The organism is Demequina silvatica, from assembly GCF_000971215.1.
Lineage (GTDB): Bacteria > Actinomycetota > Actinomycetes > Actinomycetales > Demequinaceae > Demequina > Demequina silvatica.
In genome coordinates this window covers 423541-445188 of sequence record NZ_BBMA01000002.1, presented here as the reverse complement: position 1 = coordinate 445188, position 21648 = coordinate 423541, and the positions used below count along the sequence as shown (strand labels likewise).

At 73.5% G+C, this 21648-nt stretch carries 24 protein-coding genes; 12 read left to right on the top strand and 12 right to left on the bottom strand.

Annotation, left to right across the window (positions count from 1 at the left end):
• The first annotated feature begins 36 nt into the window (after positions 1 to 36).
• Both AOM05_RS02150 and AOM05_RS02145 read left to right on the top strand, forming a co-directional pair.
• Positions 37 to 381: a YciI family protein gene (locus tag AOM05_RS02150; protein ID WP_062519043.1), complete on the top strand. Its 345-nt coding sequence runs from the start codon at positions 37 to 39 to the stop codon at positions 379 to 381.
• Positions 382 to 425: 44 nt separating this feature from the next.
• A complete protein-coding gene (locus tag AOM05_RS02145) occupies positions 426 to 1430 on the top strand; it encodes an NAD-dependent epimerase/dehydratase family protein (RefSeq protein WP_062519041.1) in 1005 nt (334 codons plus the stop codon).
• A gap of 33 nt (positions 1431 to 1463) precedes the next feature.
• On the opposite strand, the gene AOM05_RS02140 is transcribed toward AOM05_RS02145, so the two are convergent.
• The 4 genes from AOM05_RS02140 to AOM05_RS02125 are packed head-to-tail and all read right to left on the bottom strand — an operon-like array spanning position 1464 to position 6039.
• Positions 1464 to 3308, bottom strand: a complete 1845-nt coding sequence (locus tag AOM05_RS02140) for a cation:proton antiporter (protein ID WP_062519039.1) — start codon at positions 3306 to 3308, stop codon at positions 1464 to 1466.
• A 9-nt stretch (positions 3309 to 3317) separates the two neighbouring features.
• Complete coding sequence (locus tag AOM05_RS02135) at positions 3318 to 4274, bottom strand: SGNH hydrolase domain-containing protein (protein ID WP_062519037.1); 957 nt, start codon at positions 4272 to 4274, stop codon at positions 3318 to 3320.
• Complete coding sequence (locus AOM05_RS02130; protein WP_062519035.1) at positions 4271 to 4741, bottom strand: nucleoside deaminase; 471 nt, start codon at positions 4739 to 4741, stop codon at positions 4271 to 4273. The genes AOM05_RS02135 and AOM05_RS02130 overlap by 4 nt, the downstream gene beginning before the upstream one ends.
• 23 nt (positions 4742 to 4764) lie before the next feature.
• Positions 4765 to 6039, bottom strand: a complete 1275-nt coding sequence (locus AOM05_RS02125; protein WP_062519033.1) for an ATP-binding protein — start codon at positions 6037 to 6039, stop codon at positions 4765 to 4767.
• A gap of 250 nt (positions 6040 to 6289) precedes the next feature.
• Between AOM05_RS02125 and AOM05_RS14110 the strand changes: the two genes are divergently transcribed.
• Positions 6290 to 6682 (top strand): FKBP-type peptidyl-prolyl cis-trans isomerase, encoded by a 393-nt coding sequence (locus AOM05_RS14110; protein WP_062519031.1) that lies wholly within the window; start codon positions 6290 to 6292, stop codon positions 6680 to 6682.
• Positions 6683 to 6795: 113 nt separating this feature from the next.
• Here AOM05_RS14110 and AOM05_RS02115 read toward each other — a convergent pair whose 3' ends face one another.
• Positions 6796 to 7083: a type II toxin-antitoxin system RelE/ParE family toxin gene (locus tag AOM05_RS02115; protein WP_062519029.1), complete on the bottom strand. Its 288-nt coding sequence runs from the start codon at positions 7081 to 7083 to the stop codon at positions 6796 to 6798.
• Positions 7080 to 7334, bottom strand: coding sequence for a ribbon-helix-helix protein, CopG family (locus AOM05_RS14375; RefSeq protein WP_062519026.1), 255 nt, complete (start codon positions 7332 to 7334; stop codon positions 7080 to 7082). Before AOM05_RS14375 ends, AOM05_RS02115 begins: the two co-directional genes overlap by 4 nt.
• A gap of 175 nt (positions 7335 to 7509) precedes the next feature.
• Between AOM05_RS14375 and AOM05_RS02105 the strand changes: the two genes are divergently transcribed.
• Both AOM05_RS02105 and AOM05_RS02100 read left to right on the top strand, forming a co-directional pair.
• A complete protein-coding gene (locus tag AOM05_RS02105) occupies positions 7510 to 7911 on the top strand; it encodes an ArsR/SmtB family transcription factor (RefSeq protein WP_062519023.1) in 402 nt (133 codons plus the stop codon).
• A 3-nt stretch (positions 7912 to 7914) separates the two neighbouring features.
• Positions 7915 to 8907 (top strand): SRPBCC family protein, encoded by a 993-nt coding sequence (locus AOM05_RS02100; RefSeq protein WP_062519021.1) that lies wholly within the window; start codon positions 7915 to 7917, stop codon positions 8905 to 8907.
• Here the strand turns inward: AOM05_RS02100 and AOM05_RS02095 are convergent.
• Complete coding sequence (locus AOM05_RS02095) at positions 8904 to 9668, bottom strand: putative protein N(5)-glutamine methyltransferase (protein WP_062519019.1); 765 nt, start codon at positions 9666 to 9668, stop codon at positions 8904 to 8906. The genes AOM05_RS02100 and AOM05_RS02095 overlap by 4 nt on opposite strands.
• Before the next feature lie 55 nt (positions 9669 to 9723).
• On the opposite strand from AOM05_RS02095, the gene AOM05_RS02090 reads away from it, so the two are divergent.
• Both AOM05_RS02090 and AOM05_RS02085 read left to right on the top strand, forming a co-directional pair.
• Positions 9724 to 10215, top strand: a complete 492-nt coding sequence (locus AOM05_RS02090; protein ID WP_062519017.1) for an SRPBCC family protein — start codon at positions 9724 to 9726, stop codon at positions 10213 to 10215.
• Positions 10216 to 10224: 9 nt separating this feature from the next.
• Entirely contained in the window at positions 10225 to 10653 is a 429-nt protein-coding gene (locus AOM05_RS02085; protein WP_062519016.1) for a cupin domain-containing protein, read from the top strand.
• 35 nt (positions 10654 to 10688) lie between these two features.
• Here the strand turns inward: AOM05_RS02085 and AOM05_RS02080 are convergent, their stop codons facing one another.
• Positions 10689 to 12122 (bottom strand): DHA2 family efflux MFS transporter permease subunit, encoded by a 1434-nt coding sequence (locus AOM05_RS02080; RefSeq protein WP_082097186.1) that lies wholly within the window; start codon positions 12120 to 12122, stop codon positions 10689 to 10691.
• Positions 12123 to 12204: 82 nt separating this feature from the next.
• Between AOM05_RS02080 and AOM05_RS02075 the strand changes: the two genes are divergently transcribed.
• Positions 12205 to 12816 carry a TetR/AcrR family transcriptional regulator gene (locus AOM05_RS02075; protein ID WP_062519011.1) on the top strand — a complete coding sequence of 204 codons (612 nt, stop codon included), beginning with the start codon at positions 12205 to 12207 and terminating at the stop codon, positions 12814 to 12816.
• Here AOM05_RS02075 and AOM05_RS02070 read toward each other — a convergent pair.
• Positions 12786 to 14204, bottom strand: coding sequence for a sensor histidine kinase (locus tag AOM05_RS02070; protein WP_156164993.1), 1419 nt, complete (start codon positions 14202 to 14204; stop codon positions 12786 to 12788). The genes AOM05_RS02075 and AOM05_RS02070 overlap by 31 nt on opposite strands.
• On the bottom strand, positions 14201 to 14884 hold the full coding sequence (locus AOM05_RS02065) for a response regulator transcription factor (protein ID WP_062519008.1): 684 nt from the start codon (positions 14882 to 14884) through the stop codon (positions 14201 to 14203). The genes AOM05_RS02070 and AOM05_RS02065 overlap by 4 nt, the downstream gene beginning before the upstream one ends.
• A gap of 179 nt (positions 14885 to 15063) precedes the next feature.
• On the opposite strand from AOM05_RS02065, the gene AOM05_RS02060 reads away from it, so the two are divergent.
• From AOM05_RS02060 to AOM05_RS02050, 3 genes are read left to right on the top strand one after another with little or no spacing between them, the layout of a single operon-like run.
• Entirely contained in the window at positions 15064 to 15687 is a 624-nt protein-coding gene (locus AOM05_RS02060) for a DUF4956 domain-containing protein (protein ID WP_082097184.1), read from the top strand.
• The gene (locus AOM05_RS02055; protein WP_062519005.1) at positions 15684 to 16451 is read left to right on the top strand and encodes a polyphosphate polymerase domain-containing protein; all 768 of its coding nucleotides are present in this window, start codon (positions 15684 to 15686) and stop codon (positions 16449 to 16451) included. The genes AOM05_RS02060 and AOM05_RS02055 overlap by 4 nt, the downstream gene beginning before the upstream one ends.
• Positions 16452 to 16466: 15 nt before the next feature.
• On the top strand, positions 16467 to 18284 hold the full coding sequence (locus AOM05_RS02050; RefSeq protein WP_082097183.1) for a carbohydrate-binding domain-containing protein: 1818 nt from the start codon (positions 16467 to 16469) through the stop codon (positions 18282 to 18284).
• A 472-nt stretch (positions 18285 to 18756) separates the two neighbouring features.
• On the opposite strand, the gene AOM05_RS02045 is transcribed toward AOM05_RS02050, so the two are convergent.
• A complete protein-coding gene (locus tag AOM05_RS02045) occupies positions 18757 to 19635 on the bottom strand; it encodes a LysR family transcriptional regulator (RefSeq protein WP_062519003.1) in 879 nt (292 codons plus the stop codon).
• A 78-nt stretch (positions 19636 to 19713) separates the two neighbouring features.
• Here AOM05_RS02045 and AOM05_RS02040 point away from each other — a divergent pair, with 78 nt between their 5' ends.
• Positions 19714 to 20745, top strand: a complete 1032-nt coding sequence (locus AOM05_RS02040; RefSeq protein ID WP_062519001.1) for an aminotransferase class V-fold PLP-dependent enzyme — start codon at positions 19714 to 19716, stop codon at positions 20743 to 20745.
• Between the two features lie 51 nt (positions 20746 to 20796).
• On the opposite strand, the gene proC is transcribed toward AOM05_RS02040, so the two are convergent.
• Positions 20797 to 21642, bottom strand: coding sequence for a pyrroline-5-carboxylate reductase (proC, locus tag AOM05_RS02035; protein WP_062518999.1), 846 nt, complete (start codon positions 21640 to 21642; stop codon positions 20797 to 20799).
• Positions 21643 to 21648 lie beyond the last annotated feature (6 nt).

The following is a 21648-nucleotide window of genomic DNA, read 5'->3' as shown; positions in this document are numbered from 1 at the left end:
GGTCGGGCCCCGCGTGCCCGCGCGGGGAGGCCTGGCATGAGATACCTGCTGCTGGTGTGCGTCGAGGAGCTGGTCGACCCGGCGGACCCGCCGCCCGACGACGCGATCGAGACGTGGGTCGCGACGCACGACGCGACGGGCGCCCGCGTGTGGGGCGACCGCCTCGCCGACGCGTCCGAGTCGCGCGTGGTGCGGATCCGCGCCGGCGGCGCGACCGTCGAGCCCGGGCCGCTCCACCCCGCGCACGGCGCCATCGCCGGCCTCGACATCCTCGAGTGCGCGTCGCTCGAGGACGCGATCGCGGTCGCGCTCGACCACCCCATGGCGCGCGAGGGCGTGCTCGAGGTGCGGCCGTTCTACGACTGGGACGCCGCGGGCTGAACGGCTCCGTCCCTGGTCGCACGCCCTCCCGCTAGCCTGGCCGCATGCCTTCTCTGCTGGTCCTGGGTGGAACCGCGTGGCTCGGCCGCGAGATCGCCGCGCAGGCGATCGCGCGCGGCTGGGACGTCACGTGCCTCGCGCGCGGCGCGTCCGGCGTGGTCGCGCCCGGCGCGGAGCTGGTGATCGCCGACCGCGAGCTGGCGGGCTGCTACGCCGACGTCGCCGACCGCGAATGGGACGCGGTGGTCGAGGTGAGTTGGCAGCCCCGCCACGTCCGCGAGGCCGCCGAGGCGCTCGCGGGCCGCGCCCTGCACTGGACCTACGTGTCCTCCGTGGCGGCCTACGCGCCGTCGCGCGCGCTCGTCGCCGAGGACGCGCCGCTGCGCGAGCCCGCCGGCGTCGACGAGCAGGTGGACGGCTCCCGGTACGACGCCGCGAAGGTGCGCTGCGAGCTCGACACGCTCGCCGCGCATCCCGACGCGCTGCTGGTGCGTGCGGGCGTGATCGTGGGCCCCGGCGACCCGACCGAGCGGTTCGCGTACTGGCCGCGGCGCGCGGCGCAGGCGGGCGACGAGCCCATGCTGGTGCCCTCCCCGCCGGCCCATCCCGTGCAGGTGATCGACGTGCGGGACCTGGTGGCCTGGATGCTCGAGGCGATCGAGGCCGGCCTCGCGGGCCCGGTCAACGCGGTGGGCGACCGGCGCGAGGGCCTGGATCTCATCGAGCTCATGCGCGAGGTGGCGGGCGCGCACGGGCGCATGGTGCGACCGCCCGCCGAGTGGCTGCTCGCGCGCGGCGTGCGCCCCTGGAAGGGGCCGGGCTCGCTGCCGCTGTGGGTGCCCGACCAGGGCGAGCCGGCACGGATCGGCTACCACTCCGGCGAGCGGTTCCTCGCGACGGGAGGCGTGCGCCGCCCCCTCATCGAGACGGTGCGCGACGTGCTGACCGAGGAGAGGTCGCTCGGGCTCGACCGGCCGGGTCTCGCGGGGCTGTCGCGCGCGCGCGAGCTGGAGCTGATCGAGGAGTTCGACGGCTCCGCCGCACGGTAGACCGGCGGCGCCTCCCGGCGACCGCCGGCGCCCCTACGGCGTCGCGCCGCCCTCGACCGCCGCATCGTCCACCACGGGCACCGCCGCCGTGGCGGTGCGTGCCTTCGCGGGACCCAGGTAGAGCACCGTCGAGCCCTTGGGCGGGATGAAGCGCTGGTCGGGGGAGATGAGGCGCAGCGCGCCGGCGGGGTCGACGGTGCCCAGCGGGATGACGTCGGCGTCGCCGCCGAGCCGCTGCGCGAGCTCGCGCCTGCCGTACTCGCGCGTGAGGTGCGTCGCGTGGATGCGCCAGCCGTCCGCGACATGCGCGTCGAGCCCGGCCAGGTCGGTGCTGCCGTCGAACGCGTACGAGGCGCGGCGCTCGAACGTGAGCGCGCGGCGCTCGCCCGTGCCCTCCGCGGGCGCGACCTGGAACGACCGGTGGAAGCCGTACTCCGTGCCGAGGCTGCGGGCCACCAGCGCGTTGTAGTAGTCGTTGTCGGTGGCCGCGAGCACGTGGCTGACGCCGGCCTCCTCGAGGGTCTCGTCGGCGTGCTCGGACAGCACCTCGCCGAAGTAGGTGGGGACGCCGGCCATGCGGGCGGGCTGGAGGCTCTGGTAGCGGCCGTCCGCGATGGTGGTCCTGACACCGAGCCGGCGCAGCGCCTCCGCGAGCTCGAGCCCGAACCGCGACGCGCCCACCAGCAGCAGGCCGTTGCGCGGTCCCATGGTGAGCCCGAGCCGGCGCGCGAGCGGCGCGAGCGTGAAGCCGTGCGCGACCACCGTGACGATGATGACCAGGAACACCGTGGGCACCAGCTGGGCGCCGTCGGGGTAGCCCGCGGCCTCCATCGCCGGGCCGAACGATCCCGCTGTCGCGGCGGCCACGATGCCGCGCGGCGCGATCCACCCCAGCAGGATCCGGTCCGGCTTGGGCACGTCGGAGCGCAGCGTGACCAGGGCGATGGTGATGGGGCGGACCACGAACATCAGGACGAGCACGAAGGCGACGATGCGCAGGTCCAGCTCGCGCAGGTCCTCGGCGGTGAGCGTGGCCGGGATGACGATGAACAGCGAGCTCACCAGCACCACGGTGAGCCCCTCCTTGAAGTGGAGCAGCTGCTCGCGTTCGGCGAGGCGCATGTTGCCCAGCACCAAGCCCATCGCGGTGACCGCGAGCAGGCCCGTCTCGTCCTGCATGCGGTTGCCCAGGCCCGCGACCAGGAGCACCGCGACCAGCAGCAGCGGCGACTTGAGGTGGCCGGGCACCCAGCCGCGGCGGAAGGCCACGCCCATGAGCAGGCCCACGCCGGCGCCCATGCCGCCGCCCACGATGATCGCGAACATGAGGCCGCCCAGCACGGAGGCGGCGCCGTCGTCGGACAGCGCGAACAGCTGGAACGTGAGGAACGCGAGCGTGACGCCGATGGGGTCGTTGACGATCCCCTCCCACTTGAGCAGCGCCGCGGAGTCGCGCCGCAGGCCCGCCTGACGCAGCAGGGGCGCGATCACCGTGGGTCCCGTCACCACGAGGATCGCGCCGAGCACCAGCGAGACGGGCCAGTCGAAGTCGCCCACCCAGTGCGCCGCGCCGGCGGTGAGCGCCATCGCGACGGGCGGCCCGAAGATGGTGAGGCGGCCGATCCCCCTGCCCACGCGGCGGAACTCCGAGAAGCGCAGGCTCATCCCGCCCTCGAACAGGATGACCGCGACGCCGAGACCGATCAGCTCGGACAGCTCGTCGGGCTCGAGGTCCACCGTGACCCACCCGGTGAAGGGTCCGAGCGTGAGCCCGACCGCGATGAGGACCACGATCGCGGGGATGCGCAGGCGGGCGGCGAGCAGCTGGGACGCGAGCCCGGCCACCAGGACCAGGACCACGGAGGCGGCGATGTTCACGGGCCGAGCCTAGGGCGCCGCGAGGAAGCGGTCGGGGATCCGGCGCTCGAGGTACGGCGCGAGGGTCCGGGAGAACGTCTTGGTGAGGTGGTTCTCGTTGCGGTAGACCACCACGGAGCCGATCGCCGCAGGGCAGCGGGTCTCGGTGCAGAACATGCGCGAAAGGTTCGCCGGGGTGACGGCCTTGACACGAGCCGCCGCGAGCCCGAGCATGTTGGGCCGGGCGAACGCGACGTCGCGCGGCGTGCCGCACTTGCGGACCGCGGGCTCGTTCTTCACCAGGCACTCGAGCGCCTGCGTGCTCGCGACCGGGTTGTCGATGATGGGGATCACGCGCGAGCCGGCCCGCGCCAGCGCACGCCAGGTCCTCGCGTAGCCGTCCACTGCGGCCTCCTTGGCCGCGGCGCCCTCGCCGTAGGCGCTGCCGTAGATCGCGGACGTGAGGATCAGGGTCGGCTTGTCGCGGAGCAGGCGCTGCTGCACGCTCGCGTTCCACGTCGCGCAGCTCTCGCGCAGCTTGGTGCCGGTCCACGTCTGCGCCTCGACGTTCCACGGGCACGACTGCTTGAGGTGGATGGTGAGGTCCCAGCCGTTCTGGTTCGCCAGGATCTTCACGGCGGGGAACCAGTGCGCGGCGTGCGAGTCGCCCACGAGAGCGACCTTCACCTTCCCCTTCGGATCGCCGAACGTGCAGCTCTTGAGCGTCGGGCTGAAGCGCGTGGTGCGGCACCTGTCCGCGTTGAAGTCCGGCAGGTCGGCGCGGGCCTTCGCCGGCGACGGGGTGAGCGCGGCGGTCCAGTCGGTGGTGCAGCTCGCCTTGTAGGCCATCGCTTCGGCGCCGAAGCAGGTGTCCGTGGCGGCCGTGGCCGCGGGGGCGGCGGGGGCGAGCGTGAGGCCGGTCGCCGCGAGGGCGGCCGCGATCGCGAGCGTGACGGGGCGCCGGAGTGCGGTCCAGGCGTGGGTCACGCCCAGAACCCCTGGTGGGGCGCAGCGGCCTCATCCTCGAGCAGGGGCCCGGTGACCGCGATGCGGCGCGATCCGGCGCCCAGCACCTCGCGGCACGGCAGGCTCAGCGTGGGGTTGTCCTCGTGGGCGCCGGTGAGGGCGAGCAGCCCCGTCTCAGCGAGGCCGTAGACCACGGCGCCGATCCCGGACCAGTAGATCGCACCGGAGCACATCGCGCACGGCTCGCAGCTGGTGACCAGGGTACAGGCGGCGAGCTCGTCCGCGTCGAGCTGGTTCGAGGCGAGCCGCACCAGGTTGGTCTCGGCGTGACCTGTCGCGTCGCGGTGGGTCACCACGGTGTTCTCGGCCTCGAGGACGATGCGCCCGTCGCCGTCCACGAGCACCGCGCCGAACGGGTGGTTGCCGTGGTCGCGTGCGGCCTGCGAGACGGCGATCGCGCGGCGCAGGTGGTCGAGGTGATCGGTCATGGGCCCAGCCTAGGCAACCCCGCCTACACGCGCCCGAAGGTCTCGATGTCCTCCGCGAACTCGCCCGCGACCTGCGCGGACACGGTGGCGCGCGTGGCCGCGACGGCCGCGAGGTAGTGCTCCGTCGACGGGCCCGCCCCGTCGCCGCCGTCCACGGCCGCCTCGAGCGCCGCCTGGTTCGCACGCCTGGCGGCGAACTCGATGTCGGCGGGCGTGAAGCCGTCGCTCGCGGCCACCACGGCGTCGACGTCGACGGACTGTGCGGCGGCCGGGGGCAGGAACCGGGCCCAGATCGCGGCGCGCGCCTCCGCATCGGGCAGGCCGATCGGGATGACGTAGTCGAAGCGTCCGTGGCGCAGGAACGCGCTGTCGAGCGAGCGGATGAAGTTGGTCGCGCACACCAGCAGGCGGTCGGGGCGCTCGCGGAACGCGGGGATGAGCTTGAGCAGCTCGTTGGTGACGCCCTGCAGCGGCGAGGGCGGGTCGCCGCGGCGGTGCGAGGCGATCTCCTCGACCTCGTCGATCAGCACCACCGCGTGCTCGAGCTCCGCGATGCGGTGGAACGTGTCGCGCAGGGCTCCGGCGAGCCCCGCCGGGTCCGCCGCGAGCCGCGAGGGGAACACCTCGACGAAGGACCAGTCGAGGCGGGACGCGATCGCCTTCGCGAACGTGGTCTTGCCCGTGCCGGGCGGGCCGAACATCACCACCGCGCGCGGCGGCGCCACCCCGAAGCGGTCCGCCAGGGCCGGCTCCGCCAGCGGCAGCACCAGGCGCCGCTCGATGAGGTCCTTCTCATGGCGCATGCCCGCGACGCCGTCCCAAAGCCCGCGCGGCAGCACGCGCCCGCCCAGCTCCTCGAGCAGCACCATCTCCTCGCGCTGCACCCGGATGCGCCTCTCGAGGTACCTGACCGCCTTCTTCTCCTCGAAGCCGGCGTCGCGGAACGCGTCCAGATGCGTCTGCTCGCCCGGGACCAGGGCCGAGAGCGTGCTCGGGCCCGCCTCGGCCACTCGCGTCTCGACCGCCCGCAGAAGCCCGGGGCCTATGCCCAACCCATGCCACGCATCGTCCACGCCGTGGAATACCACCCACGCCTGGTTGTGCGCCCGGCGCGCGACCGCGGCACCCACGATCAGGTCCTGCGCGGTGGCGACCACCGCGATGTCCTCGGTCGCGGACGTCAGCACCTCCGCGAGCGCGTAGACCGGCTCGACCCCCGCCGCGCGAGACCTCTCCCACAGGCGCACCACGGCCTCGAGGTCCTCGGCGTGAGCGTCGCGGATCCTCCAGGCGGGCATGCGGGCCTCCTCGCACCTCGGTGTACGTGGCACCGACGGTACCCGAGGGGGGTATGCGCGGGCGAGGGGGTGTTGCCGCCGCGGCGCCGTGCGGCCCCGGCGTCGCGCGGCCCCGCCGTGCTGCGGGACGCTCACCGTGCTTTTCAGGCGGTCCGTGCTCCGGGCGGGACAGGCGCTCACCGCTCGCGGCACCCGGCCGGCCCGCGCCGCCCTAGGCTGGCGGGGACAGCCCTCGACCCCAGGAGCCACCATGACGCTGCCCACCATCACCCGCGACGCGAACGGCGCGCCCAGCATCGACTTCACCGGTGCGGAGAAGCCCGAGGGGCTCGTGGTCGAGGTCCACGAGGCCGGCGACGGTCCCGCCGTGACCGAGGGTCAGCACATCACCGTGCACTACAGCGGCTGGCTGTGGGACGGCGCGAAGTTCGACTCGTCGTGGGACCGCGGCGAGTCCATCTCCTTCCCGATCGCGTACGGCTCGCTCATCGACGGCTGGGTCGACGGGATCGTGGGCCAGCCGGTCGGCTCGAAGCTGCTGCTCGTGGTGCCGCCGGAGTCGGGCTACGGCTTCCGCCCGATGGGCCCCATCCCCGCCGGCTCGACGCTGGTGTTCACCGTGGACGTGCTCGAGGCGCGCTGAGCGCTTGGGTGGCGCGCTGAGCGCGCGCCCACCTCACTGACCCGCGCGCGCCGGGCGGCTGTCCCGCCCGGCGCGCGGCAGCGCAGAAAAGCACGGTGAGCGTCCCGCCCGGTTCAGTCGACGCCGGGCGTGTCCCGTCGGGTGTGCAGCACCCGGAGGATCAGGATGTCTCCCGCGTCGAGGCGGTAGAAGAGTCCGTAAGGGAACTCGCGGATGCGCGCGCGTCGCACCCCGGGCAGGCCGTCGACCGGCGGCGCGCCGTTGGGGAACATCACGAGCCGATCCATCGCGCGATCGAGCCGGTCGAGGAAGCGTCGCTCGAGATCCCGGTCGACCGCGCGGTAGTGGTCGCGCGCCTCGGTCAGATCGCCTACGGCGCGCTCCGTGAGCCGGATCGTCACCGCTCGCGGTGCAGCTCAGCGCGGACCTGCGCCCAGTCGTGGTCCCCGGCGGGATGCTCGCCGGCCTCGTCGAGCGCAGCGACCAGCAGTTGCCGCTCCTGCTCGGTGGGGACGTAGACGGCCTCGCCGAAGTGCGTCCGCAACGCCTCCTGGATCACCTCCGACCGGGTGCGGTGCTCCACTGCCCTGGCGCGCTCGACAATCTCGAACAGCTCCTCGGGCAACGTCACGGCGACCTTGCGCACCGGCATGGTTCCTCCCGACCCCGCGTGGTATGACAAAAGCATACCGAGGCTCGCTGACCGCGCACCGGGCTGCTGTCCCACCCGGTGCACAGCAGCGCAGAAAAGCACGGTGAGCGTCCCGCCCGGACCGGGAGACGAGAGCACTTGCGCCCGCGCGGATACGGGGTTAACGTACAACCAAATGGTTGTAGAAACTGACCTGTCCGACGCCGAGGTGGACCGGATCTTCCGGGCCTTGGCCGACGCGACGCGCCGCGACATCGTCGAGCGCGTCCTCACCGGGGAGCAGTCCGTCAGCGCTCTCGCGGATCGCTACGACATGTCCTTCGCGGCCGTGCAGAAGCACGTCGCGGTGCTCGAGAGGGCGGGACTCGTGACCAAGCACCACCACGGCCGCGAACGACTGGTCCGCGGCAACCCCGACGCCATCCGACGCGTCCAGCACCTGCTGGACCGCTACGAGCGGCTGTGGCGCGCGCGCATCGACGCGCTCGACGCGCTGCTCGCCGCCCCGCTCGCGACCCCGCCGGCAGCAACGCCGGCACCGACTTCAGCACCGACACCCGTCCCCGAACAGGAGTAGGCCATGCCCATCACCTCCGTCACCAAGGACCCCGAGGCCCTCACCATGACGGTGACCGCCGACTTCGCGGTCCCCGTCCAGCGCCTCTGGGACGCCTACGCGGACCCGCGTCAGATCGAGCGCTTCTGGGGTCCGCCCACGTACCCCGCCACGTTCCTCCGCCACGACATGGCAGCCGGCGGCCGCTCGCAGTACGAGATGCACGGCCCCGACGGCGACGTCTCCGCCGGCTACTGGGAGTTCCTCGCCGTGGACGCGCCGCGATCGTTCGAGGTGCGCGACGGCTTCGCGCGCGAGGACGGCACGCCCAACCACGACCTGCCTCACATGCGCATGATCTTCGCCTTCGAGGAGACCCCCGAGGGCTCGCGCCTGGTCACCACCACGTGGTTCAACTCCGCCGAGGAGCTCGAGCAGCTGCTCGGCATGGGCATGGAGGAGGGCATGACTCTCGCGATGGGTCAGATCGACGCCGTCCTCGCGGACCTCGAGGCGTTCGCCGCCGGCCGCGGCGTGGTCTCTCAGATCCTGTCCGACACCCAGGTCCGCGTGTCGCGAGTCATCCGCGGCACCGCCGAGCAGATCTGGCGCGCCCACCACGAGCCCGAGCTGATGAAGCGCTGGCTCCTGGGCCCCGACGGCTGGGAGATGCCCACCGCGATCGTCGCCCAGAACGTCGGCGACTCCTACCGCAACGAGTGGGCGCCCGTCCCCGGCGGCCCCGCCGACGGCGCCCCGTCCTTCGGCTTCGAGGGCGAGCTGCTCGAGTCCGAGCCGCCGTACCGCGAGGTCACCACCGAGCGGATGATCGGCATGGAGGGCCCCGGCACCACCAACGAGCTCACCCTCACCCCCCGCGAGGAGGGCGGCACGCTGCTCAGCCTGCTCATCACGTACCCGAACGCGGAGCTGCGCGACATCGTGCTCGCGACCGGCATGACCGACGGCATGGAGGCCAGCTACGCGCGTCTCGAGTCCGAGCTGGTGAACGCCTAGCGCCGCCCGACCACGACCACGGCGCCGAGCTCCTCGTCCCGCTCGACGCGCACCACGAGGCCCTCGTCGGCCGCCGCCTCCGCGGTGAGCCCGATGAGGGCCTCGCTCGTCTCGACCACCACCGTCCCTCCCGGTCGCAGCAGGCGGGACGATGCGGCGAGCACCGCGCGCTGCAACCTCGCCCCGTCGGGGCCGCCGTCGAGCGCTCGGCGCGGCTCGTGGTCGCGGGCCTCGCGCGGCATCAGGGGGATCGCGGCGGTGGGGACGTAGGGCGGGCAGGCGGCGAGCACGTCGACCGTGCCGTCGAGGTGGCGCAGCGCGGCGTCCACGTCGGACACCAGGGACGATGCGCGGTACGGGGCGAGGCTCGCGGCCGCCAGGGCGACGGCGGCCGGGTCCACGTCCGCCGCCACCACGGTCACGTCGGGGCGGGCCGCGGCGACCGCGACGGCGATCGCCCCGACGCCGCAGCACAGGTCCACCACCACGCCGTCCGGAGGGGCCGCAGCGGAGGCAAGCCGCGCGACCAGCTCCGTGCGGCGGCGCGGCACGAACATCCCCGGCGCCACCGGGATCCGCAGGCCCGCGAACGCGACCCATCCCACCACCTGCTCGAGCGGGTCGCCCGCGATCCGGCGCGCGAGCATGGCCTCGAGGCGCGCGTCATCGCCGTCCGCCGCCTCGCGGATGAGCGTCGCCTCGTCCTCCGCGAACACGCTGCCGGCCGCGCGAAGCCGGGCCGCCGCATCGTCCCCCGTCACGCTGGCACGCTACCGCTCGGGTGGCAGGAACGGGGGAAGCGTGGAGACTGGAGGGATGGACCCGGACCAGATCGACCCTGCCAGCGAGGGGCGCGTCCTGTCCCCGGACGACGGCGACTACCTGCGCTTCGAGCGCACGCTCGCGCACCCGCCGGCCGAGGTCTGGCAGGCGCTCACCCACCCCGACCGGACCGCGGCGTGGGCGTACCGGACCGAGTTCGAGCCGCGCGAGGGCGGCGCCGTGACCATGTCCTCGGGCGGCGACGGCGAGGTGCTCGCGTGGGACGAGCCGCACGCCCTCGAGTACGCGTGGGAGGGCTACGGCGGGCGGTGGCACGTGCGGATCGCGATCGCGGACTCGCACCACGGCACGCTGCTCACCTTCGACCACGTCGCCCCGGATCCGAACAATCCCGACTTCGCCGCCGGCTGGCACTGGCACCTGGACCGGCTCGAGCAGCACCTCGCGGGCGAGGAGCCGGCGCAGGTCGACTCGGATGCGCACTTCGAGGAGCTGCAGCGGCTGTACACGCACGCCGAGGGCTAGCATCGCCGGATGGGCGATTACCAGGTGCTGGAGATGGGCGCGCTCGACGGCTGGCGCGACCACCACGGCGGATTCCAGCCGCACACGCAGCGCGACGGGCGCCGCGTGGTGGACCACGAGCTGGCGATGCAGTACATCGGGATGACGGCCAACGCGTTCGTCCCGGGCGAGGAGGCCGGCTACTGGCACACCCATCGCGACATCGAGGAGCTCTACGTCTTCCTCGCCGGTCAGGGACAGATGGCGCTCGACGGCGACATCGTGGACGTGGGGCCTGGCACCGCGGTGCGCGTGGGGCAGGGTGTGTGGCGGACGTGGCGTTGCGTGCCCGACAGCCCCGAGCCGATGCGCTGGTTCTGCATCCGCGCTGGCGGCGGCGAGCTGCCGCACCTGCCCGACGACGCGACGCGCGACGAGGGCCGCCCCTCGCCGTGGTGACGAGGGGCGGCCTCCCGCGCTCGCGGGCGTGACGGTCAGGCCGCGACGAGCACCTCCCGGGTGGGCTCGACGGCGGCCGCGTCGGCGAGCTCGGCGCGCCGCGACGGCAGCAGCGTCGCGACCGCGGTGGTGACGGCGAGGATCGCCGCGCCCCACAGGACCGCCGTCTGCGCGGCGTCCGTGTAGCCGGTCGGGGTGAGCTCCCCGCCCATGCCGGTGAACACCGCGGTGAGCACGGCGATGCCGAGCGCGACGCCGATCTCCCTGACGGTCGCGTTGGTGCCGGAGGCCTTCGCGTGGTCCTCGTCGCGCATGCGGGCGAGGACCGCCGTCGCGAGGGGCGCGAACACCAGGCCCATGCCCACGCCGCACGCCACGAACCCGGGCACCAGGGTGGCGTACGCGACGTCGGGGTCCAGGACCGTGCCGATCCACGCGAGCCCGGCGGCCTGGAACGCGACGCCGGCCGTGATGAGGGTGCGGGTGCCCACGCGGGGTGCCACCAGGCCCGTGAGGGGGGCCACCACCAGCGGCGCCATGGTCCACGGCATGGTGAGGACGCCCGCCTCGAGCGGCGACCTGCCCTGCACCACCTGCAGGAACTGGATGAGGATGAACACGGCGCCGAAGATGCCCACGGAGAACATCAGGCCCACGGCGTTGGCGACGGAGAAGGACCGGTCGCGGAACAGGCGCAGCGGCAGCAGCGCCGCGTCGCGGCGGCGGTGCTCCCACGCGAGGAAGCCGGCCAGCAGGACCGCCCCGCCCACGAGCCCGGCGAGCACCTGTGCGGAGGTCCACCCCGCATCGTTCCCCCGCACGATCCCGAAGACCAGGCCGAACACGGCCGTCATGCCGAGCGCCAGCCCGACCAGGTCGAGGCGCGCGGCGGCGCCGCGGGTCTCCGTGAGGAACGCGCGGATGAGCACGAGCGCGAGCACGCCCACGGGGACGTTGAGCCAGAAGATCGCGTGCCAGGACAGGCCCTCGACCACCGCGCCGCCGATCAGCGGCCCGACCGCGACGCCCAGGCCGGCGACGCCGCCCCAGATGCCGATCGCCACCGGCCGCATGCGTGCCGAGACGTTGGTGGAGAGGATCGCGAGGGACAGCGGCATGAGCGCCGCGCCGCCGATGCCCTGGAGCACGCGCGCGGCGATGAGCGCCTCCGCTGTCGGGGCGAGCGCGCACAGGATGGACGCGAAGGTGAACAGCGTGACGCCGCCCGCGAAGATGCGGCGGCGGCCGAAGCGGTCGCCGAGCGCGACCGCCATGAGGATCATGCTCGCGAAGGCGAGCGAGTAGCCGTTGATGAACCACTGGAGCTGCTCGAGGGTCGCGTCGAGGTCTGTCGCGAGGACGGGCAGCGCGTTGGTGACCACGAGGTTGTCGAGGCTCGCCATGAAGGCCGGGATCGAGGCCGCGAGGATCACGAGACCCACGGGCGTCCGGCGTGCGGTGGTGGACATGTTCCCTCCCCGGGGACGGTCGCGAGTAATCAACTGATTACTACATGTCGACACGCTAGTAATCGCTTGATAACCTGTCAACATGAGCACCGCAGAAGCCCGTCTGACCAGCGACGACAGGCGCGAGCAGATCCTCGCCGCCGCGACCGTCGTGTTCGGGGACAAGGGCTACGCGGGCGGCACCACCGACGCGATCGCCAAGCAGGCCGGCATCTCCCAGGCGTACGTGGTGCGCATGTTCGGCACCAAGGAGCGCCTGTTCCTCGAGGTCGCCAGGCGCGCCACCGACCGGCTGCGTGAGAAGTTCGGCCTGGTCATCGCGTCCTTCACGGGCGCGGAGACCTCGGAGGAGCGGCAGTCCGCGCTGGGAGTCGCGTACGCCGAGCTGGTGTCGGACCGCGGCACGCTGCTCGCGCTGCTGCACCTGTTCGGGCTGGGCGCCGACCCGGTGTTCGGCCCCGAGGGTCGCGAATGCTTCCTGTCCGTGTACCGCCTGGTCCGCGAGCAGGCCGGCTTCACCCCGGAGGAGACCGTCGAGTTCTTCTCGCGCGGCATGCTCATGACCATCCTGCTGGCGCTGCGCATGCCCGACGCGACCGACCCGGCCGCGTCGGAGCTGCTCGTCACCGCGATGGGCCCGCAGTGCGAGGCGATCCTCGCGGGCTACGAGGCGACCGTCTCCTCCGCCGGCTGAGGCGCCGCCGGGAACGCGAGGCTCACCGTGGTGCCCTCGCCCTCGGTCGAGTCGACCGCGAGCGTGCCGCCGTGCACCGAGACGATCGCGGCGGTGATGGCGAGGCCCAGGCCCGAGCCGCCCGTCGCACGGGTCCGCGAGTGGTCGCCGCGCACGAACCTCTCGGTGGCGCGCGCCGCCACCTCCGGTGCCATCCCGGGGCCGTCGTCCTCGATGTCCACCCTGGCCAGCGCATCGTCCCTGGTCACGCGCACGGTGACGTGCGAGCCGCCATGCACGGCAGCGTTGGTGACCACGTTGATGAGCGCCTGGCGCAGGCGGTCGGGGTCGCCCTCGATGGTGACCGGGGCGGGCGCGTCGAGGGTGAAGGTCACGCCCTCGCGGGCAGCGGTCGCGTCGCGCACCACCTCGCCGCACACGTGCGAGAGGTCGAGCGCGATGGGGGACAGCTGGGGCTCCGCGTCGTAGCGCGCGAGCTCGAGCATGTCCTCGACCAGGCGGCGCATGCGGCTCGCCTCGGCCTCGGTGCGGGCCCACGCGTCCGCCACGTCCTCGTCGCGCTTGAGCGCCCCGCGGCGGTACAGCTCCGCATAGCCGAGCACGGTGGTGAGCGGCGTGCGCAGCTCATGCGAGGCGTCCGCGACGAACTCGCGCAGGCGCGCCTCCGACCGCTCGCGCTCCTCGAGCGAGGCGGTGAGCGTGTCGACCATGGTGTTGAGCGAGGCGGCGAGCTCCGCGGACTCGCTGCCGCGGCCCCTGCCCTCGAGGCGGACGTCGAGGTCGCCCTCCGCGATGCGTGTCGACGCGTCGACCATGCGGCGCATGGGCGCGATGCCGAGCCTGATCACCCACCAGCCCACCACCGCGAGCGCGGCGAGGATGAACGTGATGCCGATCGCCTCGATGAGGATCAGCCGGTGCGTGGTGGCCTCGACGGAGTCGAGCGGCAGCGCGGTGAGGTCCGTGCCGACGGTGGTGGCGCGCGCGAGCACGCGCCACTCACCCTGGCCGTCGGACGATGCGACGGTGAAGTAGGACGTGCCGGTCGCGGGCATCTCGGCCGCCTCGATGAGGGGCCGGGCGTCGGACGAGTCCGTGGTGTTCGGCACGAACAGCACCTGGACCTCGCCGTTGGACGCGAGGACCGCGCGCCACGCCTCGGACGGGCGGGCGTACTCGCCCTGGACGTCGTCGGAGTCCGCGAGCGTGGGCTTGCGGTCGTAGTCGACCGGGCCGGAGAAGGAGGCGAGGCGCTCGTCCATCTGGGTGACCAGGTGCGAGTGGGTGACGCCGGTGACCGCGATCGCGACGGCGACCGCGATCGCGGCGATCGCGCCGAGCCCGATGAGGAGGCGCGAGCGGAGGCTCATGCCCGGGGAAGCGGTCACGGCAGCCTCAGCGTGTATCCCACCCCACGGATCGTGTGGATGAGCTTGGGGTCGACGGTGTCGACCTTGCGTCGCACGTAGCCGATGTAGGTCTCCACCACGCCCGGGTCGTCGTCGCGGGAGTAGCCCCACACGCCCTCGAGCAGCTGGCCGCGCGACAGGACGCGGCCGGTGTTCTGCATGAGGTGGCGCAGCAGGTTGTACTCGGTGGGGGACAGCTGGACGTCCTCGCCCGCGCGGGTCACGCGGTGCGCGACGTCGTCGAGCTCGAGGTCCGCGACCCGGTAGACGTCGGAGGCGCTCGGGGCGCGCTCGACGCGGCGGGACACGGCCTCGACGCGGGCGACCAGCTCGTCGAGGTTGAACGGCTTCTCGAGGTAGTCGTCGCCGCCGATCGTCAGGCCCTCGACCTTGTCCTGCGAGCTGTCGCGCGCGGTGAGGAAGATGATGGGCGTGCGGTCGCCGGACTCGCGCAGGCGGCGCGTCACCGCGAAGCCGTCGAGGCCCGGCATCATCACGTCCAGCACGATCAGATCGGGGCGCTGCTCGCGCGCGGCCTTCAGCCCGGCCTGGCCGTCGGAGGCCTCGGAGACGTCGTAGCCCGCATAGCGCAGGGCGGCGCAGAGCATGGTGCGGAGGTTGTCCTCGTCATCGACCACGAGGATGCGGCGTTCAGGCATGCGCCCAGTATCGCGGTTCAACCTGAGCATTCGCTGGGAGGCCGCTGGGCGTGGACGGGGAGCGGCGTCCCCGGTCAACTCTCGCGCCCCTCCCAGTCTTCTCCCAGGTCCCGTCGGTTAACTCGAGGTGAACACAGGCCCGGAGCGCCCCTCCGACGCCCCCGACCTGAGAGGTGCTCATGCCCTACTACGCCTTCATCGCGGCCGACCTGATCGCGATCTCCATCCTCGTCTTCGGCCTCTACTTCCCGCGTCATCGCCGGCGCGACCTCATCGTCGCGTTCCTGTCGATCAACGTCGGCGTCATGGGAGTGACGTACGCGATGACCAACGCGGACATCTCGCTCGGCTTCGGCATGGGCATCTTCGCGGTGCTGTCGATCATCCGCCTGCGCTCGACCGAGATGGACCACGCGGAGATCGCGTACTACTTCACCGCGATCGCGCTGGGCCTGCTGGGCGGCTTCCCCGCGCTGTCCGCGTCGCTCAGCTTCACGCTGATGGCCGTGCTGCTCGGCGTCATCCTGGTGGGCGACAACCCCCGCCTGTTCTCCCGCAGCCGCCAGCAGCAGATGGTCCTGGACCGCGCCTTCACCACCGAGGAGGCGGCGGCGAACCACCTCGCGCTGCTCCTGGGCGCGGAGATCAACCGCGTCACCATCCGTCGGGTGGACCTCCTCACCGAGTCGACCATGGTGGACGTCCGCTACACGCTGCTCGCGAAGCCGGCGCTTGGCGCGGAGGCGTCGTTCGACGGCTCGCTGGCCGCCGAGCGCCCCGTCGCCACCGAGGTCGCGCGATGACCGGCTGGGAGCAGCGGGTCGCGGCGCTGCCGGCGGTGACGCTCGCCGAGCTGGAGGCCGAGGCCGCGCTGCTGACCCGCGTGGACCGCAAGTACATCGTGTCCCCGGTGCTCCTCGCCGACGTCCTCGGGGCCGTGGACGGGATGCGCGCCCTCGAGATCGACGGCGAGCGGGCCTTCGGCTACGCGTCCGTCTACTTCGACACCCCCGACCTGGAGTCCTACCGGGACGCCGCGCGCCGCCGGCCCGCGCGCTACAAGGTGCGGACCCGCGACTACCTCGACACCGGGGGCAGGGCGATCGAGGTCAAGCTCCGCTCCGCGAAGGGCGAGACCGTCAAGCACCGCGAGTGGATCGACGCCCACGTGGCCCGAGGCGGAAGCCTCGACGGCGAGGCCAGGGCGTTCGTCGCATCGTTCCCCCAGGTCGGGGACGCGGTCGACGCGCTCGGCCCGGTCCTCACCACCCGCTACCGCCGCTCGACGCTCGTCGCCGACGGCGCCCGCGTGACCATCGACCGCGACGTCACCGCGGTCGAATCCCGCGGCGAGTCCGTGGGCTTCGGCTCGGCGCTCATCCTCGAGACCAAGTCCTCCTTGCGGGCGGGCGACGTGGACCGTGCGCTGTGGGCGCGCGGCGTCCGCCCGGTCCGCGTCTCCAAGTACTGCACCACCCTGGCCGCGCTGCAGCCCGAGCTCCCGGCGAACCGCTGGGCGCGCACCCTGCGCCGCCACCTGACCCCCACCGCTGCCACCGCGGCCTGAGAAAGGCGAACGATCATGCGCAAGCCCACCACCGTCTTCGCCGGCATCCTCGCCGGCACGCTGCTCCTCGCGGGCTGCTCCACCACCACCGGCTCCGACGCGACGTCGACCACCGCGAGCGACGACACCACCACGACCACCACCACCACCGCGGCGACCTCGACCGAGCTCACCGAGGCCACCTATGACGAGCTCGGCGTCAATGACCTCGACACCTCCGCCGACCTCGACGGCGCGACCGACATCACCCTGTCCGACTCCGGCTCGACCGGCGGGGACGGCGTGACCGTCGACGGCGACACCGTCACCATCACGGAGGGCGGCACCTACCGCCTGTCCGGCACCCTGTCCGCGGGCCAGGTGGTGGTCGCCACCGAGGACGAGGACGTCACCCTGATCCTCGACGGCGTCGACATCACCTCCGCGGACACCGCGGCGATCGACATCGAGGGCGCCGACGAGGTGGTGATCTGGCTCGAGGACGGCTCCGCCAACACGCTGTCCGACGCGGCCGACGCCACCGCGGCCGCGGACTCCGAGACCGACGTCCCCAACGCGACCCTGTACTCGACGGCGGACCTGTGGATCGCCGGCGACGGCGCGCTCACCGTGAACGCGGTGGCCGAGGACGGCATCGGGTCCAAGGACGGCCTGGTCATCGAGTCGGGCTCGATCTCCGTGACCGCCGCCGACGACGGCATCCGCGGCAAGGACTACCTGGTGGTCTCCGGCGGCGACATCACGGTCGACGCCGAGGGCGACGGCCTGAAGTCCACCAACGAGTCCCTCGAGGAGGAGACGGCGGTGGGCGTGGTGTGGATCTCCGGAGGCACGCTCGACATCACCTCCGGGGTCGACGGCATCGACGCGGTCAACCAGGTCACCGTCGAGGGCGGAGAGCTCGCGATCGCCGCCGGCGACGACGGCATCACCACCGACGGTGTCCTGCACATCTCCGATGGCACCGTGGACGTCACCACGTCGGTCGAGGGCCTCGAGGGCGGGATCATCCGCCTCAGCGGCGGCACCGGCACCATCAAGTCGAGCGACGACGGCGTCAACGTCTCCGGCGGCACGTCCTCCGGCGGCGACATGGGTGGCGGAATGGGCGGCGAGATGCCGTCCGACGGCACGCGTCCCGAGCGTCCCACGGACGGCGGGATGCCCGGGGAGTCCACCACGGACACCGGCACTTCCACGTCGACCACCGCGTCGGTGACGTCGGCGGCGTACTCGACCGACGCATCGTCCACCTCCACGGCCACGACGGACGGGACCACCGACGGCACCGAGGCGACCACGGTCGCCGGCGGCATGGGCGGCATGGATCAGGCGGCCGAGGGGCGTGCGCTCGAGATCTCGGGCGGCACCTGGTACATCGACGCCGACGGCGACGGGCTGGACTCGAACGGCACGGCGACCATGACCGGCGGCACCGTGGTGGTCGACGGCCCCACCAACAGCGGCAACGGCGCGATCGACGTCAACGGCGAGTTCACGGTGAGCGGCGGCACGCTCGCGGCGTCAGGCGCCTCGGGGATGCTGGTGTCGCCCACGGCCGACGGGCAGGGCGTGCTGACCATCACGTTCGCCTCCGCGATCGCGGAGGGCACGCCCATCACCGTGACGGACGCGGACGGCAACCAGGTGGCGACGTTCACCACGGGCAAGATCTCGCAGTCGCTGGTGCTGTCCTCGGACGCGATCGTGTCGGGCGAGACGTACACCATCACCACCGGCGCGGCGGTGTCGGGCGACGCGGTCGCGGGTGGGCTGGTGCTCGGCGCGGGCGCGACCGGCGGTGACGAGCTGGGCACCGTGACGGCGGACTGACCCGCAGCCCTGACCTCCGCCGAGCGCTCCTCCACACGCTTCACCCCGGATCGGGCCCATGCCGAGCATGTGCCCGCTCACATCAGGGGTGGTGTGTGGAGGAGTGCTCTTCGTGTGTGGAGGAGCGCACGGCGTGGCCCACTCCCCGGCACCTCTCGCCTGGCTCCCAGCGTTCTCCCAGGAGCGGACGATTGTATGAATACCAGGAGCCCCCGCCCCCCAGGGGCTCCGAGCCGAGAGGCGCCCATGGTCGCCGGCCCCGCCGTCCACCCCGCGTCGACGGCCCTCGTCCTCCCCGAGGGTCCCGACTGGACGGCGGCCGGTGAGCTCCGGGCCTGATGACCGGCCGCGGCCGGGCCGGAGCGAGGCCGTGGACGCCTCTCGGCTCCCGAGTAGGGGCGGCGGCTGCCAACGCCGCCCCGAGACCGTGCGAGGCCCCCGATGACTGCCACATCGGGGGCCTCGCGGCCGTCTACAGCCCCGTGACCAGCAGGCTCGCGAAGGCCTCCGCGGCGGGCGCGGCGTCTCGCGGCAGCGCGAGGAAGATGTCCCGGTACGTGTCCGGGCGTGTGGGCACGGCGACGATGCCGGGGATCGCCGGGCTCGCGTCGAGGGCCATGCGCGTGAGGAGCGCCACCCCGAGGCCCTCCGCGATGAGCCGCTGCGCCGCGATGTAGTCCTCGGTGACGAACGCGATGTGGGGCACGAAGCCGGCCTCGTCCGCGTGGGCCACCAGGTGGGTGCGGCAGCGCACGCAGCCGGAGATCCAGCGCTCGTGCGCGAGCGCGCCCATGTCGATGGCCGCGCGGCCCGCGAGCGGGTGCGTCTCGGGCAGGATCGCGAGGTACTCGTCGCGGCCCAGCGGCACCGTGGGGATGTCGACGGGCGGCGGCGTGGCCGCGTCGGAGAACCCGATCACCAGGTCCGCCGCGCCCGACCGCAGGAGGTCGAGCGCCGGATCCGTCTCCGTCTCCTCGAGCCCGATCTCCACGCCCGGGTACGTGTGCGCGAACTGCGCGAGCGGGCGCGGCAGCACGGTCGCGCAGAAGGACGTGAACGCCGCGATGCGCAGCTGACCCACCTGGAGGTCGGCGTGACGGTGCAGGCTCCGCTCCGCGTCCTCGAGGCTGGCCGCGATCGCGTCCGCGTGCTGCACCAGCGCCTCCCCGGTCGGGGTGAGGCGGGTGACCCGGCCCGCCCGCATGGTGAGAGGCACGCCCGCGCGCCGCTCGAGCGCGCGCAGGTGGTGCGCGACGGTGGGCTCGCTCAGCTGCAGCGCCCGCGCGGCGGCCGCCTTCGAGCCGTGGCGCGCGACCTCGCGCAGGATCAGCAGGCGCTCGACGTCGATCATCGGACCATCATCTCATCGAGGTCTGGGTGCTGGCGATACGTTCTTGTCGAGGGGTCGAGCCGTCGCGATCATGGTCGCATGCTCGAGATCGCGTCCTCCTTCCGCCGCCTGCCGGGGTATCTCGACACGCCCTCGTACGGCCTCCCCGCCCGCGCGACCGCGGCCGCGCTGCGCCGCGCGACCCGCGAGTGGGAGCGCGGCACGCTCGGCCCGTGCCGCCTCGACGCGGTGGTGGACCGCCTCCGCGCCGCCTACGCGACCCTGGTGGGCGCGATGCCCGAGGACGTCGCGCTCGCGGGCTCCACGTCGCAGGTGGTGGGCATGGTCGCGGCGTCGCTGCCCGCCGGCGCGCGCGTGGTGGTGGCGGAGGGGGACTTCGCCTCCGTGCCGCTGCCCTTCGTCCACGACCCTCGCCTCGAGGTGCGCGCGGTGCCGCTCGACCGGGTGGTGCCGGAGGTGATGCGCGGCGCGGACCTGGTCGCGGTGAGCGCGGTGCAGTCCTCGAACGGCGCGGTCGCCGACCTCGACGCGCTCGCCACCGCGGCGCGGCTCACCGGCACGCGCACCCTGGTGGACGCGAGCCACGCCGCGGGCTGGATGCCGCTGCGCGCCCGCGACTTCGACGTGGTGGTGGCCAGCGCGTACAAGTGGCTCGGCGCCCCGCGCGGCATCGCGCTCGCCGCGGTGCGCCCCGAGGCCGCCTGGGTGCGGCCCGTCAACGCCAGCTGGTACGGCGCCGACAGCCCCTGGACGTCGCTCTACGGTCACGAGGTCCGCCTCAGCACCGCCGCGCGCCGGCTCGACACCTCCCCGCCGTGGCAGCTGGTCGAGGCGGGCGCCCTTGCGCTCGAGCTGCTCGCCGCCCAGGGCGTCGACGCGATCGGCCGCCACAGCGTGGGCCTTGCCAGCGAGCTCCGCGCGCGGCTGGGGATGCCCGCCGGAGCTTCGCCCATCGTCTCCGTCGACGGCGTCGACCCGGCCGCGCTGGCCAGGGCCGGCATCCGCGCCGCCGCCCGCGGCGGCCGCGCCCGTCTCGGCTTCTACGTCTACAACGACGAGCGCGACGTCGACGCCGCCGCCTCCGCGATGCGCGTCGCCCAGGCCGCCTGACGTGCGGGGGACGATTCGCGGGTCACCCGACCCGTGCATCCGCCCCCGCGGTCATCCGGCGAGCTGCGCGCCGAGCTCCTTGGACCGTGCCACCGCGGCGTTCGCGCCGGCGGAGATGACGCCTTGCAGGCCGGCGTGCTCCATGGCCTCGAGCGCGGCGAGGGTGGTGCCGCCGGGGGAGCTGACGCGACGGCGGAGCTCCTGCGGGGTGTCGCCGGACTCGGCGAGGAGCTGCGCGGCGCCCGTGAAGGTCTGCTGCGCGAGCAGCGTCGCGAGGTCCCGGTCGAGCCCCTGCATCACGCCGGCCTCCGTGAGCGCCTCGGTGATCGCGTAGTAGTAGGCGGGGGCGGACCCGGCGACGGCGATGACCGCGTCGATCTGCTCCTCGGGGACGCGCACCACCAGGCCCGTGGCGCGCAGCATCCGCTCGGCGAGCGCGAGGTGCTCCTCGGTCGCATGCGCGCCGGCGGACACCGAGGTCGCGCCGCGGCCCACCACGGACGGGGTGTTGGGCATGGCGCGCACCACGGGCGTGCCCGCGGGCAGGCGCTCCTCGTAGAAGGAGGACGGCAGCGCGGCCGCGACGGTCACCACGAGCGTGCCGGGCGCAACCGCGTCGCTGATGGTGTCGAGGACCTCGCCCATCTGCTGCGGCTTGACCGCGAGGACCACGATCCCGGCGCCCGTGACGGCCGCGACGGCGTCCTCGGCGGCGTTGATGCCATGCGCGGCGACCAGGGCGTCGCGCCGCTCGGCGCCGCGGTTCGCGACGGTGATGGAGCCGCCTGGCCACCCGGCGACGCGCATCGCGGAGATGAGGGTGCCCCCCATCACGCCGCCCCCGACCACGGCGACGGCGGGCAGGGCGGACGGGGACTCGGCTGCTTCGGTGCTCATGCGTCC

What these genes read in the sequence shown, in the direction of transcription:
- AOM05_RS02150 (WP_062519043.1), top strand. Translation starts at nt 37, where the DNA reads ATGAGATACCTGCTGCTGGTGTGCGTCGAGGAGCTGGTCGACCCGGCG.
- AOM05_RS02145 (WP_062519041.1), top strand. Translation starts at nt 426, where the DNA reads ATGCCTTCTCTGCTGGTCCTGGGTGGAACCGCGTGGCTCGGCCGCGAG.
- AOM05_RS02130 (WP_062519035.1), bottom strand. Translation starts at nt 4,741, where the DNA reads ATGACCGATCACCTCGACCACCTGCGCCGCGCGATCGCCGTCTCGCAG.
- AOM05_RS02125 (WP_062519033.1), bottom strand. Translation starts at nt 6,039, where the DNA reads ATGCCCGCCTGGAGGATCCGCGACGCTCACGCCGAGGACCTCGAGGCC.
- AOM05_RS14110 (WP_062519031.1), top strand. Translation starts at nt 6,290, where the DNA reads ATGACGCTGCCCACCATCACCCGCGACGCGAACGGCGCGCCCAGCATC.
- AOM05_RS14375 (WP_062519026.1), bottom strand. Translation starts at nt 7,334, where the DNA reads ATGCCGGTGCGCAAGGTCGCCGTGACGTTGCCCGAGGAGCTGTTCGAG.
- AOM05_RS02105 (WP_062519023.1), top strand. Translation starts at nt 7,510, where the DNA reads ATGGTTGTAGAAACTGACCTGTCCGACGCCGAGGTGGACCGGATCTTC.
- AOM05_RS02100 (WP_062519021.1), top strand. Translation starts at nt 7,915, where the DNA reads ATGCCCATCACCTCCGTCACCAAGGACCCCGAGGCCCTCACCATGACG.
- AOM05_RS02090 (WP_062519017.1), top strand. Translation starts at nt 9,724, where the DNA reads ATGGACCCGGACCAGATCGACCCTGCCAGCGAGGGGCGCGTCCTGTCC.
- AOM05_RS02085 (WP_062519016.1), top strand. Translation starts at nt 10,225, where the DNA reads ATGGGCGATTACCAGGTGCTGGAGATGGGCGCGCTCGACGGCTGGCGC.
- AOM05_RS02080 (WP_082097186.1), bottom strand. Translation starts at nt 12,122, where the DNA reads ATGTCCACCACCGCACGCCGGACGCCCGTGGGTCTCGTGATCCTCGCG.
- AOM05_RS02075 (WP_062519011.1), top strand. Translation starts at nt 12,205, where the DNA reads ATGAGCACCGCAGAAGCCCGTCTGACCAGCGACGACAGGCGCGAGCAG.
- AOM05_RS02065 (WP_062519008.1), bottom strand. Translation starts at nt 14,884, where the DNA reads ATGCCTGAACGCCGCATCCTCGTGGTCGATGACGAGGACAACCTCCGC.
- AOM05_RS02060 (WP_082097184.1), top strand. Translation starts at nt 15,064, where the DNA reads ATGCCCTACTACGCCTTCATCGCGGCCGACCTGATCGCGATCTCCATC.
- AOM05_RS02055 (WP_062519005.1), top strand. Translation starts at nt 15,684, where the DNA reads ATGACCGGCTGGGAGCAGCGGGTCGCGGCGCTGCCGGCGGTGACGCTC.
- AOM05_RS02050 (WP_082097183.1), top strand. Translation starts at nt 16,467, where the DNA reads ATGCGCAAGCCCACCACCGTCTTCGCCGGCATCCTCGCCGGCACGCTG.
- AOM05_RS02045 (WP_062519003.1), bottom strand. Translation starts at nt 19,635, where the DNA reads ATGATCGACGTCGAGCGCCTGCTGATCCTGCGCGAGGTCGCGCGCCAC.
- AOM05_RS02040 (WP_062519001.1), top strand. Translation starts at nt 19,714, where the DNA reads ATGCTCGAGATCGCGTCCTCCTTCCGCCGCCTGCCGGGGTATCTCGAC.
- proC (WP_062518999.1), bottom strand. Translation starts at nt 21,642, where the DNA reads ATGAGCACCGAAGCAGCCGAGTCCCCGTCCGCCCTGCCCGCCGTCGCC.